The sequence below is a fragment of the Actinoallomurus iriomotensis genome, from assembly GCF_030269445.1.
GTDB classification, from domain to species: Bacteria; Actinomycetota; Actinomycetes; order Streptosporangiales; family Streptosporangiaceae; genus Actinoallomurus; species Actinoallomurus iriomotensis.
The window spans coordinates 70,292-84,893 of sequence record NZ_BSTJ01000006.1 but is presented as its reverse complement, the minus strand read 5'-3'; the positions used below and the strand labels follow the sequence as shown (position 1 = coordinate 84,893).

Genomic DNA, 14,602 nt, shown 5'->3' with positions numbered 1-14,602 from the left:
ACATGCGGAGAGGCCCCCTCCGATCGCTCGGAAGGGGCCTCTTCGCTTGCTCGCTCAGCGGTTGTACTGGCCGAAGTCGTACTCCTCCAGCGGGACCGCTTCGCCGGAGCCCTGGCCGAAGGCGTACTCGGCGCCCTCGTCGTAGGACCCGACGGAGTAGACGGCCGCCTTGGCCTCCTCGGTCGGCTCCACCCGGATGTTGCGGTACTGCGGCATGCCCGTACCGGCCGGGATCAGCTTTCCGATGATGACGTTCTCCTTCAGGCCGACCAGCGGGTCGGACTTGGCGTGGATCGCCGCGTCCGTGAGGACCCGCGTCGTCTCCTGGAAGGAGGCCGCCGACAGCCACGACTCGGTGGCCAGCGACGCCTTCGTGATGCCCATGAGCTGGGGCCGGCCGACGGCGGGCTGACCGCCCTCGGCGACGACGGCGCGGTTGAGCTCCTCGAACCGCGGCCGCTCGACCAGCTCGACACCGGGCAGCATGTCGGTGTCGCCGGACTCCAGCACCTGGACCCGCTTCAGCATCTGCCGAACGATGATCTCGATGTGCTTGTCGTGAATCGACACACCCTGGGACCGGTAGACCTCCTGCACCTGGTCGACCAGGTGCAGCTGGACCGCGCGCGGGCCGAGGATGCGCAGCACCTCGTGCGGGTTGATGGCACCCGCGATGAGCTGCTGGCCGACGTCGACGTGGTCGCCGTCCTTGACGCTCAGCCGCGACCGCATCGGCACCGGGTAGGCGATCTCCTCGCCGCCGTCGTCCGGGATGACCACGATCTTCCGGGTCTTCTCGGTCTCGTCGATGCGGATCCGGCCGGCCACCTCGCTGATCGGGGCGACACCCTTGGGGATGCGCGCCTCGAACAGCTCCTGGACACGCGGCAGACCGTGCGTGATGTCGACACCCGCCACACCACCGGTGTGGAAGGTACGCATCGTCAGCTGGGTGCCGGGCTCGCCGATCGACTGGGCGGCGATGATGCCGACCGCCTCGCCGACGTCCACGAGCTTGCCGGTGGCCAGCGAACGGCCGTAGCACATCGCGCAGACACCGATCTTGGACTCGCAGACCAGCGCGCACCGCGTACGGACCTCGGAGATGCCCACCTCGATGAGACGGTTGATCACCGTGTCGTTGAGGTCGGTGCCGCCCGGATAGATGACCGTGCCGTCGACCACGACGTCTTCGGCGATGTTGCGTCCGACGAGGCTGTTCTCGGAGTTCGCCACCTTGGTCAGGGAGCCGTCGGCGCCCTTGGTCGCGATCGCGAACTTGATCGTACGGTCGGTGCCGCAGTCGTCCTCGCGGACGATGACGTCCTGCGCGACGTCGACCAGACGACGGGTGAGGTAGCCCGAGTCGGCGGTACGCAGAGCGGTGTCGGCCAGACCCTTCCGGGCACCGTGCGTGGCGATGAAGTACTCGACCACGGACAGGCCCTCGCGGAAGGAGGACTTGATCGGCCGCGGGATGGTCTCACCCTTGGGGTTGGAGACCAGACCACGCATACCGGCGATCTGCCGGAGCTGCAGCGGGTTACCGCGGGCACCGGAGTTGATCATCATCCAGATCGGGTTGGTGGCGGGGAACGCCGCCTCCATGTCCTTGGCGACGTCGACCGTGGCCTTGGTCCAGATCTCGATGAGCTCCTGACGGCGCTCGTCGTCGGTGATCAGACCGCGGTCGTACTCCCGCTGCACCTTGTCGGCCTGCCGCTCGTACGACGCCATGATGTCCGCCTTGTTCGGCGGGGCGATGACGTCGTCGATGGCGATGGTGACGCCGGAGCGGGTCGCCCACCGGAAGCCGGTGTCCTTCAGCGCGTCGAGCGCGTTGGCCACGTCGACCTTCGGGTACGTCTCGGCCAGCTCGTTCACGATCGTCGAGAGCTGCTTCTTGCCGACCTCGTAGTTCACGAACGGGAAGTCGGCCGGCAGCGCCTCGTTGAACAGCAGGCGGCCGAGCGTGGTCTCGAGGCGGTACGGCTGCCCCTCCTCGTAACCCTCCGGCGCCGTCCAGCCGCGCGGCGGCGGGACGTCCTTGACCCGGACCTGGATCCGGGCCTGCAGGTCGAGCTCGCCCCGGTCGTAGGCCATGATCGCCTCGGACAGGGTGGTGAACGTACGGCCTTCGCCGTCCGCCCCCTCCTTGCCCGTGGTCAGCCAGAACAGGCCGATGACCATGTCCTGGGTCGGCATGGTGACCGGCTTGCCGTCGGACGGCTTGAGGATGTTGTTGGTCGAGAGCATCAGGATGCGCGCCTCGGCCTGGGCCTCGGCCGCCAGCGGCAGGTGCACGGCCATCTGGTCACCGTCGAAGTCCGCGTTGAACGCGGTGCAGACGAGCGGGTGGATCTGGATGGCCTTGCCCTCGACCAGCTGCGGCTCGAAGGCCTGGATGCCCAGGCGGTGCAGCGTCGGCGCCCGGTTGAGCAGCACCGGGTGCTCGGTGATGACCTCTTCGAGCACGTCCCACACGGCCGGGCGGGCACGCTCGACCATGCGCTTGGCGCTCTTGATGTTCTGTGCGTGGTTGAGGTCGACCAGCCGCTTCATGACGAAGGGCTTGAACAGCTCCAGCGCCATCTGCTTGGGCAGACCGCACTGGTGCAGCCGCAGCTGCGGGCCGACGACGATGACGCTTCGACCGGAGTAGTCGACGCGCTTGCCCAGGAGGTTCTGCCGGAACCGGCCCTGCTTGCCCTTGAGCATGTCGGACAGCGACTTGAGCGGACGGTTGCCGGGCCCGGTGACGGGCCGGCCGCGGCGGCCGTTGTCGAACAGCGCGTCGACGGCCTCCTGGAGCATCCGCTTCTCGTTGTTGACGATGATCTCGGGCGCGCCGAGGTCGAGCAGCCTCTTCAGCCGGTTGTTCCGGTTGATGACCCGGCGGTACAGGTCGTTGAGGTCGCTCGTGGCGAACCGGCCACCGTCGAGCTGCACCATCGGGCGCAGGTCCGGCGGGATGACCGGAATGCAGTCCAGCACCATGCCCCGCGGGCTGTTGCGGGTGTTGAGGAACGCGGAGACGACCTTGAGGCGCTTGAGGGCGCGGGCCTTCTTCTGGCCCTTGCCGCTGCGGATGATCTCCCGCAGCCGCTCCGCCTCGGCGTCGAGGTCGAAGTTCTCCAGGCGCTTCTGGATCGCGGCCGCGCCCATGCCGCCCTCGAAGTAGCGGCCGAACCGGTCGCGCATCTCGCGGTAGAGCAGCTCGTCGCCCTCGAGGTCCTGGACCTTGAGGTTACGGAAGCGGTTCCACACCTCGTCGAGACGGTCCAGCTCGCGCTGGGCCCGGTCGCGGATCTGCTTGATCTCACGCTCGGCGGCCTCACGCACCTTGCGGCGCTGGTCGCCCTTTGCCCCCGCGGCCTCAAGCTCGGCGAGGTCCTGCTCCAGCTTCTTCTGCCGGGCCTCGATCTCGGCGTCGCGGCGCTGCTCGATCTGCTGCCGCTCCACGGAGATCTTGGCCTCGAGCGAGGGCAGGTCACGCTCGCGCGAATCCGTGTCGACCCACGTGATCATGTAGGCCGCAAAGTAAATGATCTTCTCAAGGTCCTTGGGCGCCAGGTCCAGGAGGTATCCCAGCCTGCTGGGCACGCCCTTGAAGTACCAGATGTGCGTGACCGGCGCGGCCAGCTCGATGTGGCCCATCCGCTCACGACGCACCTTGGCGCGGGTCACCTCAACGCCACAGCGCTCACAGATGATGCCCTTGAAGCGGACGCGCTTGTACTTCCCGCAGTAGCATTCCCAGTCGCGGGTCGGACCAAAGATCTTCTCGCAGAAAAGCCCGTCCTTCTCAGGCTTCAGAGTCCGGTAGTTGATCGTCTCCGGCTTCTTGACCTCACCGTGCGACCACTGCCGGATGTCGTCTGCCGTCGCCAGGCCGATCCGCAGCTCGTCGAAGAAGTTGACGTCGAGCACTTTGTTAACCAGTCCCCTGCTGTCGTATGCCGTTCCCAGGTCGCGGCCGCCGGGCCAGCGCTACGCGCGCCGGCCCGGCCATCCGCTCGCTAGACCTCTTCGACACTGCTCGGCTCACGCCGGGACAGGTCGATGCCGAGCTCCTCCGCTGCGCGGAAGACGTCCTCGTCGGTGTCACGCATCTCAATGGACATGCCGTCGCTGGAAAGCACCTCGACGTTCAGGCACAGCGACTGCATTTCCTTGATCAGCACCTTGAAGGACTCAGGGATGCCCGGCTCAGGGATGTTCTCGCCCTTGACGATGGCCTCGTAGACCTTCACCCGGCCGAGAACGTCGTCGGACTTGATGGTGAGCAGCTCCTGGAGGGCGTAGGCGGCGCCGTACGCCTCCAGTGCCCAGACCTCCATCTCACCGAAGCGCTGGCCACCGAACTGGGCCTTACCGCCGAGCGGCTGCTGGGTGATCATGGAGTACGGGCCGGTCGAACGCGCGTGGATCTTGTCGTCGACCAGGTGGAGCAGCTTCAGAATGTAGATGTAACCAACGGCGATCGGGTCCTTGAAGGGCTCACCGGTGCGGCCGTCGAACAGCCGCGCCTTGCCGGTCTTCTGCACCATGCGCTCGCCGTCGCGGTTCGGCATGGTGCTGTCGAGCAGCTCGGTGATCTCTTCCTCGCGGGCGCCGTCGAAGACCGGCGTGGCCACGTTGGTGCCGGGCTCGGCACTGTCCGCCCCGATGGCCTTCAGCTGGCGCTTCCACTCGGCGTCGTCCCCGTCGACCTTCCAGCCCCGGCTCGCGACCCACCCGAGGTGGGTCTCCAGGACCTGGCCGACGTTCATCCGGCCCGGCACGCCGAGCGGGTTGAGGACGATGTCGACCGGGGTGCCGTCCTCCAGGAACGGCATGTCCTCGACCGGCAGCACCTTGGAGATGACGCCCTTGTTGCCGTGACGACCGGCGAGCTTGTCGCCGTCGGTGATCTTGCGCTTCTGGGCCACGTACACGCGGACCAGCTCGTTCACGCCCGGCGGGAGCTCGTCGCCCTCTTCGCGGCTGAACACGCGGACACCGATGACCTTGCCGGACTCACCGTGCGGCACCTTCAGCGAGGTGTCGCGGACCTCACGGGCCTTCTCACCGAAGATCGCGCGCAGGAGGCGCTCCTCCGGCGTCAGCTCGGTCTCGCCCTTGGGCGTGACCTTGCCGACCAGGATGTCGCCCGTGGTGACCTCGGCGCCGATGCGGATGATGCCGCGCTCGTCCAGGTCGGACAGGACCTCTTCGGAGACGTTCGGGATGTCCCGGGTGATCTCCTCCGGGCCCAGCTTGGTGTCGCGGGCGTCGACCTCGTGCTCCTCGATGTGGATCGAGGACAGAACGTCGTCCTGCACCAGACGCTGGGAGAGGATGATCGCGTCTTCGTAGTTGTGGCCCTCCCACGGCATGAACGCCACCAGGAGGTTCTTGCCGAGCGCCATCTCGCCGTTGTCCGTGCACGGACCGTCGGCGATGACGGTGCCGACCTCGACCCGCTGACCCTCGTTCACGATCGGCTTCTGGTTGAAGCACGTGCCCTGGTTGGAGCGCTTGAACTTGGCGACACGGTACGTCGTACGCGTGCCGTCGTCGTTCATCACCGTGATGTAGTCGGCGGAGACCTCCTCGACGACACCGGCCTTCTCGGCCGTGATGACGTCACCGGCGTCGGTCGCCGCGCGGTACTCCATGCCCGTGCCCACCAGCGGAGCCTCGCTGCGCAGCAGCGGCACCGACTGGCGCTGCATGTTCGAACCCATCAGCGCGCGGTTGGCGTCGTCGTGCTCGAGGAACGGGATCATCGCCGTCGCGACCGACACCATCTGGCGCGGCGAGACGTCGATGTAGTCCACGTCGGCCGGCGAGATGAACTCGATCTCGCCGCCCTTCCGGCGGACCAGGACGCGGTTCTCGGCGAAGTTGCCGTCGTCGTCGATCGGCGTGTTGGCCTGGGCGACGACGTGCCGGTCCTCCTCGTCCGCGGTGAGGTAGTCGATCTGCTCGGTGACCCGGCCGTCGACGACCTTGCGGTACGGCGTCTCGATGAAGCCGAACGAGTTGACCCGGCCGTACGAGCTCAGCGAGCCGATCAGCCCGATGTTCGGGCCTTCCGGCGTCTCGATCGGGCACATGCGGCCGTAGTGCGACGGGTGGACGTCACGGACCTCCATGCCGGCGCGCTCACGGGACAGACCACCGGGGCCCAGCGCGTTGAGGCGACGCTTGTGCGTCAGGCCCGCGAGCGGGTTGGTCTGGTCCATGAACTGCGACAGCTGCGAGGTGCCGAAGAACTCCTTGATCGACGCCACGACCGGGCGAATGTTGATCAGGGTCTGCGGCGTGATCGCCTCGACGTCCTGCGTGGTCATGCGCTCGCGGACGACGCGCTCCATACGCGCCAGACCCAGGCGGACCTGGTTCTGGATGAGCTCGCCGACCGACCGGATACGGCGGTTGCCGAAGTGGTCGATGTCGTCGGTCTCGACAGGGATGTCACGACCCGCCGGGGCGGTCATCTCCTCCTCGCCGGCGTGCAGCCGGACGAGGTAGTCGACGGTCGTGACGATGTCGTCCTCGGTCAGGGTGCCCTGGCTGAGATCCAGGTCCAGGCCGAGCTTCTTGTTGACCTTGTATCGGCCGACCTTCGCGAGGTCGTACCGCTTCGGGTTGAAGTAGAGGTTCTCAAGCAGCGTCTGCGCGGACTCCTTGGTCGGAGGCTCGCCCGGACGCAGCTTGCGGTAGATGTCGAGCAGCGCGTCGTCCTGCCCGGTGGTGTGGTCCTTCTCCAGGGTGATCCGCATCGACTCGTAGTCGCCCCAGCGCTCGAGGATGCGGGCGTCGTCCCAACCCAGCGCCTTGAGCAGAACGGTGACGCTCTGCTTGCGCTTACGGTCGATCCGGACGCCGACATTGTCACGCTTGTCGACTTCGAACTCGAGCCATGCACCCCGGGAGGGGATCACCTTGCAGCCGAAGATGTCCTTGTCGGACGTCTTGTCCAGGGTCCGGTCGAAGTAGACACCGGACGAACGGACCAGCTGAGAGACGACGACACGCTCGGTGCCGTTGATGATGAAAGTGCCCTTCGGCGTCATGAGCGGGAAGTCACCCATGAACACCGTCTGGCTCTTGATCTCCCCCGTGGAGTTGTTGATGAACTCCGCCGTGACGAACATCGGGGCGGAGAAGGTCATGTCCTTGTCTTTGCACTCCTCGACGGAGTACTTCGGCGGCTCGAACCGGTGATCACGGAACGAGAGGGACATGGTGCCGGAGAAGTCTTCGATGGGACTGATCTCTTCGAAGATCTCCTCAAGTCCCGACTGGGTCGGGACATCCTTACGACCGGCCTGCTGGGCCGCATCGACCCGGGCCTTCCACCTCTCGTTACCGAGCAACCAGTCAAAGGACTCCGTTTGCAGCGCGAGGAGATCCGGGACTCCCAGAGGCTCCTTGATACGCGCGAAAGAAACGCGGTTCGGACCGGTTGCGGTAGTCGAGGCGTTGCGCGAGGCTGCCAAGAGTGGTCCTTCCGAGGGCTCGCGGCGGGACTGACGACGCGCACGCCAGACGATCCACGTCCCAAAACCGTGCGAGATGGACTCTTCACGGGTCGCTCAGGTTGTGGATAGTCAGAGGGCAGCGCAAAGGGGCAGTGTAGCCGAGGGCTACACCGCTGGCAAGCAGAGCGCCGCAGTATGCATCACAGTTGCTCCGCAGCATCGCTCGTCAGCGGCCCCACGTCAAGACTAGACATGGACATTCCGCCCGCTCATCAGGCGTGACGAAGACCATAGTTTAGCTGACGTTCGCAAGGCCTCCTCATCTCAGTGGGTGGACATGTGCGCAGATGTCGCTGCCGCGCGTCGCGGAGGCCCATCGCGCGGGTGTTGCAGGGACCATGGGCAGGCCTCATCCGCGCCATCGAACGGCCATCGGAAGACCACCCGCCCCCACCTCGTCCGAGCCTGCCGCGGACGCCGATCGGCGCCGACGCCAGTGGGTGATTTCGTCGAGCGCCACGGCGTCCGGTGGACGTGAGCCAGGACTGACGAGGTGACGCCGCGACACCCGCGCACGCCACCGCCGTAACGGCACGGCAGAACCGGCCGGCTTGGCCGGGCCTGGGGGTAGATCCGGGGTTGATGGCGTCCGAGATCGGGACGGCTTGGCGGCGTCCGCGACACCGCCGGGCCCTGCGGGGGTGGATGGCCGTGGGCCCACACGCTGCGGGCACAGCGCCACGCGCGACAGGCGTGGCCGACTGGGCGGGGCCTGGGCATAGAGCTGAGGATGATGACGCCTGAGGTCGGGACGGCTTGGCGGCGCCCGCGAGGCCGCCGGGCAACTAAGGCGGTGGATGGCCGCAGGTCCGCGTCGCGGCACAGCACAGCGCACGTCGGGGATGGCCGGCTGGGGGCTTAGGCATAGAGCTCAGGATCATGGCACTCGCAGTAGGGGCGGTTCGGCGGGGCGTCCACGACAGAGGCAGCCGACTCGGCGGACCGGGCATGGAGGTGAGGATGATGACGCCCGTAGCAGGGTGGTGGGTGGCCGCGGGCCCGCGCCGCGACACAGCGCCACGCGCTGCAGGGATGGCCGGCTGAGCGAGTCCCGGGCAGAGCCGGGGCTCATGGCACCCGCAGTAAGGCGGTTCAGCGGGCGTCCCCGACAGAGGCAGCCGACTCGGCGGGGCCTGGGCATAGAGCTGAGGATGGATGATGACGGCCGAGGTCGGGGCGGCCTGACGTCGACCACGGCACCGCCGGGCCACACGGCGGCGGATGGCCGCAGGCCCGCGCCGCGAGACAGCGGAGCGCATGTCGGGGATGGCCGACTGGGCGAAGCCTGGGCATAGAGCCGGGGATCACGGCACCCGCAGTAGGGCGGTTCGGCGGGCGTCCGCGGCAGGGGCAGCTTGGGGCGACACCCCGCCCAGTGGCGTCTGCCCGGTGAGGCCCGCCCGGTGAGGCCCGCCCGCCCAGGGGCGCCAGCCCACTTCTATCGTCCAACCCCCGAGCTCCCGGCGGGAAGGCTCACGGCAGGACTGTGGATAACTCCCGCCCCGGGGCCCCGCGAACCTCCGGATTGTCAGGGTAGGCCTGACGGCCTACCCTTGTCAGGGACAGCCTGACAGGAGGATGCTCATGGCCATGCCGGTTCCCCCGCCCGAGCCAGTTCTGTGTTCGTTCTGCGGCAAGGCGAGTACCGAGGTCGACAAGATGGTCGCGGGCCCAGGAGTGCACATCTGCAACGAGTGCGTCGCCCTGGCCGACGCGATCATCGAGGAGTACCGCGACGTGCCGGTCGCCGCGCCGCGGCTGCCGCTCTGGGAGTCCCTCACCGACGAACAGATGCTCGACCACATCCCGCGCGTCGCCGTGGTCGCCGATCAGGTGGCGGCGGATCTGCGTTCCTGGGTCCAGGAGCTGCGACGTCGCGGCGTCACCTGGGCGCGGATCGGACAGGCCCTCGGCATCACTCGCCAGTCCGCGTGGGAGCGATTCTCTGGCGAGGAGTGATCAACCAGGCCGCCTCGCACGGAGCCCACGGCATCCCCGCAAACGGCCTCACAGGCCCTGAGAGGCCCGTCACGGGCCTCTCAGGCGCCGCGAGGCCCCCGAAACCCTCCCCGCCGCCCTGCGCCGCCCTCACGCGCGCAGGCGGCGAGTGGGGTCGGCTACGGCTTCTTCGAGGACTTCGGCGAAGCGGACGGCTTCTTCGGCGAGGCCGGGGCCGGGGTCGGGGAGGCCGACGCCGGGGGCGGGGTGGTCATCCTCGGGCCGTCGATCAGCCACCTCTTGCCGATCTTCCGCATCTGGAGCCGCGGCCAGGACGTGTCGACCTGAGGCTCCTTGTGCGCGGCGTTGACGGAGATCATCTTCACGAACAGGACCACCTCGACCCTCGTGGGGGTCGCGTCGGTCACTCCCGTCACCTGGATCTGCGTCAGGGCCTGGGTCTGGCTCTTCTCCACCGACGGGCGGAAGATCGCCCAGTAGTCGCCGAACGACTTGGCCATCCCCGGCGTCATCTCCGACTTCGCCTTGCTCAGGTCGTAGTCGAGCGTCTTGAAGTTGTACGACAGCAGGTCCTTGGCCTCGGACTGGGCGGCCGCGCGCGCGTCGTCGCGGGCGTGGGCGACGGCTCGGTCGTGGCTCTCCTGGTGCCACAGGTACAGGCAGCACACCGCCATCACCAGGCACGCGCAGCCCAGCAGCGCCAGCATCGGCGTCGCGGGGGATCGGCGGTCCGCCGCCGGCGCCTTCGACGGGGCCGAGCGTTTGTCCTCGCGGCCGGCCCGTCGTGCCGACCGGCGGCTCTCGCTGTCCGTCTCCACCGTCACTGCAGACCGCCCATCCCCGAGACCTTCCAGTCGTCGCCACGCTTGGTGAGCTGCACCTGTGCGCTCGCCCACGACGACACCGGGGTCTTCACCTGGCTGGACTGGGAGGTGCGCTTGACGGTGACCATGACCTCGGCCGACTTGGAGGTGATGTTCACCACGCCCGAGGCGTACACGACCGCGCTGGAGATCAGCTGGTTGGTCACCACGGTCTGCTTCCAGGTCGATCCGAGCTGCTGGACCGCCTGCGCCTTGAACGCGCTGTCCAGGTCCGTGTACACCCGCTGGGTGTCCTGGTCGAAGGTCTGGTAGCTCACGTCGTAGAAGTGGGTGACGACCCGGCGGGCGACCTCCTGGACGGCCGCGATGTCGGACTTGCGAGTGTCGGCGGCGTACGTGCTCTTGGCCAGGAAGCCCGCCCACACCGTCAGCGCGATGAAGATCAGTCCCAGTGCCGCGAAGGCCGCTCCCAGCCGGCCGCCGCGGACCCTCCGGTCGAGCATCGCCCCCAGCCGGCCACGGCCGGCGCTCAGCCGACGATCGGGCTCAGCAGAAGCGTCTGCCATGAAGCGTCTCCCGTCAGTTGACTGACCTTGCCCAACCGGTACTGCTTTCCGTCGGGTCCCACGTACACGCGAGTCCGGGGATCGTAGCCGCTGACGAAGAGCGTCTGAAGCTGGGATGCGGACTGCGCACCGTCCGAGGCCCCCGGCGACTGCCGCGCCGACGCCTGCTTGGCCGCGTCCGAAGAGGACGAGGACCCGCTCGAGTAGCTCCGCTCGTACGGGAAGCCCGCACCCGCGGTGGCCCCGGCCGGGAGCTTGGGGTACGGCCCCGCGGGCGGAGCGTTGCGCGAGCCGCGTACGGCCGTGGTCGAGTTCTTCGGCAGCTTGCAGGAGGCCTTGGGGTTGATGCTCGCCGGACGCGTGTCCTGCGGATACCGCACTCGCGTGTTCTCGTATCCCTTGGTGCACACGGGCGGCGCGTTGAGGTTCAGCTCCAGGCCGAAGTGCACGGTGCCGTCGCCGGGCGCCACGGTGAACGCGGAGCCCACGATCAGCGGGTACGTGACCAGCATCTGCCGCAGCTGGGTGGAGCGTGAGGTCAGCACCTGCCCGACCACGGATCCGTTGGCCAGGAGCGTCGGCAGCGTCGGCTCGATGCGGTCGAACAGGTCGTCGGCCTGGTCGAGTGTGCCGGGCGCGGTGTTCAGCACCGAGCGCACGGTGCCGTCGTCGTGCTTGAGCTCACTGGTCAGCGACGCCAGGTCGTGGGAGAACTGCCGGAACGTCGGGCCCTCGTCCACCTGCGTGTCCAGGACGGTCCGGCCGTTGTTGAGCAGCTGGATCGTCTCGGGGTAGGTCGCGTTGAGCGCCTCGAGGATCCGCTTGTTCGAGTCGAGCAGCGACTGCAGGTCCGGGCCGGTGCCCGACAGACCCCGGTCGAGCTCGTCGATGACCGTGCCGAGGTCCTGGGGGTTGACCGTACGGACCAGCGCGTCGACGTTGTGCAGCAGCTCGTACGTCTGCACGGGCAGGTGCGTCTGCGAGACCGGGATGACCGAGCCGTCCTTGAGCGACGGGCCGTTGCCGGCCGGGCGCAGGTCGACGTACTGCTCGCCGACGCCGGACCGGTTGAGGACGTACGCCTGGACGTTGTTGGCGGGCACCTTCTTGCTCCGGTCGATGCGCAGCTCGACGCGCACGCCGTTCTTGGTGAGCCGTAGCGGGCCCACGCGCCCGACCGTGACGCCGCGGTAGGTCACCTCGGCGTTGGTGAAGATGCCGCCCGAGTCGGCGAGGTCGACGTACACCCGGTACCGCAGGTCGAGCACACCCTGCCCGATGCCGATGATGTTGACCAGGGTGTACGCCATGGTCAGCGCCGTGATGACGGCGAACACCAGCAGCTGGATCTTGACACCGCGCTTGATGATCATGCGGTGCCTCCCTGGAGCAGCGCACCGAGGTCGTCACCGGACGAGCCGTTCATGCCGAGCGGCGGCAGGATGTCGCCGATCCCCCCGGAACCGCCCTTCGACCCGGAGGATCCGGATGAGCCGTCCTGGCCCGTCCCGCTCGAGGTGAGCCCCGGCAGCACGCCCAGCGGCGTGTCCGGGAGGCTCGTACGCGGCGGCGGCAGGGCGTTCTGCAGCTTGTCCGCGGCCTTGGAGATCCCCGCGAGCGGCGTGCCGGCGAGGAGGTTGTGCGCGAGGTCGGCCACGTTGAGGTCCATGGAGACCATGAGGTTGCCGTAGTCGCCCTTGACCGCCTGGCTGACCGTCTGCGGGAACGGGAAGGTGAACAGGCCTCCGAGGATCTTGGGGATCGTGTCGCTGGCCTTGTTGGTGTTGTCCAGGATCGTCTGCAGGGACTTGAGGTTGGCCACGGTGTCGCCCTGCGACCGGTTGATGACGCGGGTCGCGACCGTCCCGAGCTTGTCCATGTTGACGAGCAGCTTGGTGAGGTCCTTGCGCTGGGAGGCCAGGACCTTCACCGCCGGGCCGGTGCTGTCGATCGTGTCGGCGATCGTCTTGTTGTGCTTGGCGAGCGTGGCGGCCAGCTGGTCGACCTTGTCGATCGTCGTGACGATCTGGCTCTTCTGCCGGTCGAGCGTGCCGACGAAGGTGTTGAGGCGGTTCAGCACGTCGCGCAGCTGCTCGGTGTGACCCTGCAGGGCGGCGTTCAGCTCGTGGTTGATCGTCGAGACCTGTTCGAGGCCGCCGCCGGTGACGAGCATCGACATCGCCGACAGCACCTCCTCGACCTCGGTGCTGCGTGAGGTGCGGTCGAGGGGGATCTCGGCGCCCGCCGCGAGCCGTCCCTGCGGTGTCTGGCCCTGCGGGGCGGACAGCGCGACGAACTTCTCCCCCAGAAGGCTGGTCTGGGAGATGGTGGCGACCGCGTTGGCGGGCAGGTCGACCGAACGGCGGAGCCGGCACGTCACGACGGCCCTCCAGTCGACCAGGTCGATCTTGGTGACCATGCCGACCGGGACGTCGTTGACCCGGCACTGCGACTGCGGCACCAGGTCCAGGACGTTCTCGAAGACCATCTTCACGTCGTACGGCTGCGAGCCCGTGTCGACGCCGCCCGGCAAGGGCATCCACGACACGCCCTTGAACGTGCACCCCGACACCGCGGTGCCGAGGGCGAGCGCGATCGCGAGGGCCCGCGGGGCCGCGCGGCGGATGGCGCGTCGCCTCATGTCCGCGCCTCCCTTCCCACTCGTGTCGTACTTGCGCTCACGGAACGTTCGGCAGCGTGTCCGCGCCGGGGGACTTGCCCGACGGGCCCTTGACGCTCGCCGGCAGGGGGATGAGGTTCTGGAGGTATCCGTCGAACCACCGGCCGGTCGACGTCGCGTCCGCCGAGGTCGTGACGAACGGCCCGAGGACCTTCACCGCCCGGTCGAGGTTGTCCTGGTTGCGCAGCAGGATGCCGACGACCTTGTGGAGCTGGGTCAGGGCCGGGTGCAGCGTGGCGCGGTTCTCCGCGATCGTGCCGTCGATCTGCTGGGAGAGGCTCACCGTGCCCGACAGCAGCGAGCGGACCACCGCGCGACGGTCGTCGATCTCCTGCAGCAGCCGCGAGCCGTCCGAGACCAGTGCCGCCAGGTCGCCGCTGCGGTCGGCCAGCAGCTTCGTGACGTTGTTCGTGTGCTGGAGCAGGTCGCTCAGCGACTCGTCGCGCGAGGCCACCGCCCGGGAGATCTTCCGCAGCCCGTCCAGCGCCCCGCGGACGTTCTCCGGCGAGCCCCGCAGAGTGTCCGACAGGGTGTCGAACGCCTTGCCGAGCTGCGGCACGTCGATCTTCTGCAGCTGCCCGCTGAGGTCCTGCAACGCCGGCACGACCTCGTACGACGGCGTCGTGCGCGAGGTGGGGATCTCCGAGCGCGCCGACTGCCGGCCCGAACCGATCGGCTGGATCTCCAGGTAGTGCGAGCCCAGGATCGTGCTCAGCTTGATCGCCGCGCGCGAGCTGGTGCCGAAGCGCACCTTGGGGTCCACCGTGAAGCCGACCTTCACGTGGTCGCCCTCCAGGCCCACGCTCAGGACCTTGCCGACCTTCACGCCCGCGATCCGAACGTCCTCCGACGGCTTGAGCCCGCTGGCCTCCGTGAACGCGGCCTGGTACTTCGTCCCGCCCTCGAGGCGCGACAGGTTGAACGAGAGGACCACGAGCAGCGTCACCGAGGTCACGCCGAGCAAGCCCATCCGCAGGGGATCCCGCTCCCGGAACGACCGCTTCATGGCCGTACTCCCCTCTCCGCCCGGAGATGAACGTC

Annotated in this window: 7 protein-coding genes and 1 pseudogene; 1 reads left to right on the top strand and 7 read right to left on the bottom strand. The window is 68.1% G+C overall.

The window, feature by feature from the left end; translation table 11 throughout:
- Positions 1–54: 54 nt before the first annotated feature.
- Entirely contained in the window at positions 55–3,930 is a 3,876-nt protein-coding gene (locus QSK37_RS24170) for a DNA-directed RNA polymerase subunit beta' (RefSeq protein ID WP_285625155.1), read from the bottom strand.
- Positions 3,931–4,019: 89 nt separating this feature from the next.
- Positions 4,020–7,490 (bottom strand): DNA-directed RNA polymerase subunit beta, encoded by a 3,471-nt coding sequence (rpoB, locus tag QSK37_RS24165; RefSeq protein ID WP_285582718.1) that lies wholly within the window; start codon positions 7,488–7,490, stop codon positions 4,020–4,022.
- A 1,626-nt stretch (positions 7,491–9,116) separates the two neighbouring features.
- Between rpoB and QSK37_RS51795 the strand changes: the two are divergent.
- Positions 9,117–9,260: pseudogene (locus QSK37_RS51795) on the top strand (ClpX C4-type zinc finger protein); the annotation flags it as partial.
- Positions 9,261–9,649: 389 nt separating this feature from the next.
- On the opposite strand, the gene QSK37_RS24155 reads toward QSK37_RS51795, so the two are convergent.
- The 5 genes from QSK37_RS24155 to QSK37_RS24135 are packed head-to-tail and all read right to left on the bottom strand — an operon-like array spanning position 9,650 to position 14,567.
- Positions 9,650–10,315, bottom strand: coding sequence for a hypothetical protein (locus QSK37_RS24155; protein WP_285625152.1), 666 nt, complete (start codon positions 10,313–10,315; stop codon positions 9,650–9,652).
- The gene (locus QSK37_RS24150) at positions 10,312–10,881 is read right to left on the bottom strand and encodes a hypothetical protein (protein ID WP_285625149.1); all 570 of its coding nucleotides are present in this window, start codon (positions 10,879–10,881) and stop codon (positions 10,312–10,314) included. Before QSK37_RS24150 ends, QSK37_RS24155 begins: the two co-directional genes overlap by 4 nt.
- On the bottom strand, positions 10,845–12,254 hold the full coding sequence (locus tag QSK37_RS24145; RefSeq protein ID WP_285625147.1) for an MCE family protein: 1,410 nt from the start codon (positions 12,252–12,254) through the stop codon (positions 10,845–10,847). The genes QSK37_RS24150 and QSK37_RS24145 overlap by 37 nt, the downstream gene beginning before the upstream one ends.
- On the bottom strand, positions 12,251–13,522 hold the full coding sequence (locus QSK37_RS24140) for an MCE family protein (RefSeq protein WP_285625144.1): 1,272 nt from the start codon (positions 13,520–13,522) through the stop codon (positions 12,251–12,253). The genes QSK37_RS24145 and QSK37_RS24140 overlap by 4 nt, the downstream gene beginning before the upstream one ends.
- Positions 13,523–13,559: 37 nt before the next feature.
- The gene (locus QSK37_RS24135) at positions 13,560–14,567 is read right to left on the bottom strand and encodes an MCE family protein (RefSeq protein WP_285625142.1); all 1,008 of its coding nucleotides are present in this window, start codon (positions 14,565–14,567) and stop codon (positions 13,560–13,562) included.
- Positions 14,568–14,602 lie beyond the last annotated feature (35 nt).

Bases quoted from the DNA above. Each gene is read 5' to 3' on its own strand.
- QSK37_RS24150 (WP_285625149.1), bottom strand. From the start codon at position 10,881: ATGGCAGACGCTTCTGCTGAGCCCGATCGTCGGCTGAGCGCCGGCCGT.
- QSK37_RS24145 (WP_285625147.1), bottom strand. From the start codon at position 12,254: ATGATCATCAAGCGCGGTGTCAAGATCCAGCTGCTGGTGTTCGCCGTC.
- QSK37_RS24140 (WP_285625144.1), bottom strand. From the start codon at position 13,522: ATGAGGCGACGCGCCATCCGCCGCGCGGCCCCGCGGGCCCTCGCGATC.
- QSK37_RS24135 (WP_285625142.1), bottom strand. From the start codon at position 14,567: ATGAAGCGGTCGTTCCGGGAGCGGGATCCCCTGCGGATGGGCTTGCTC.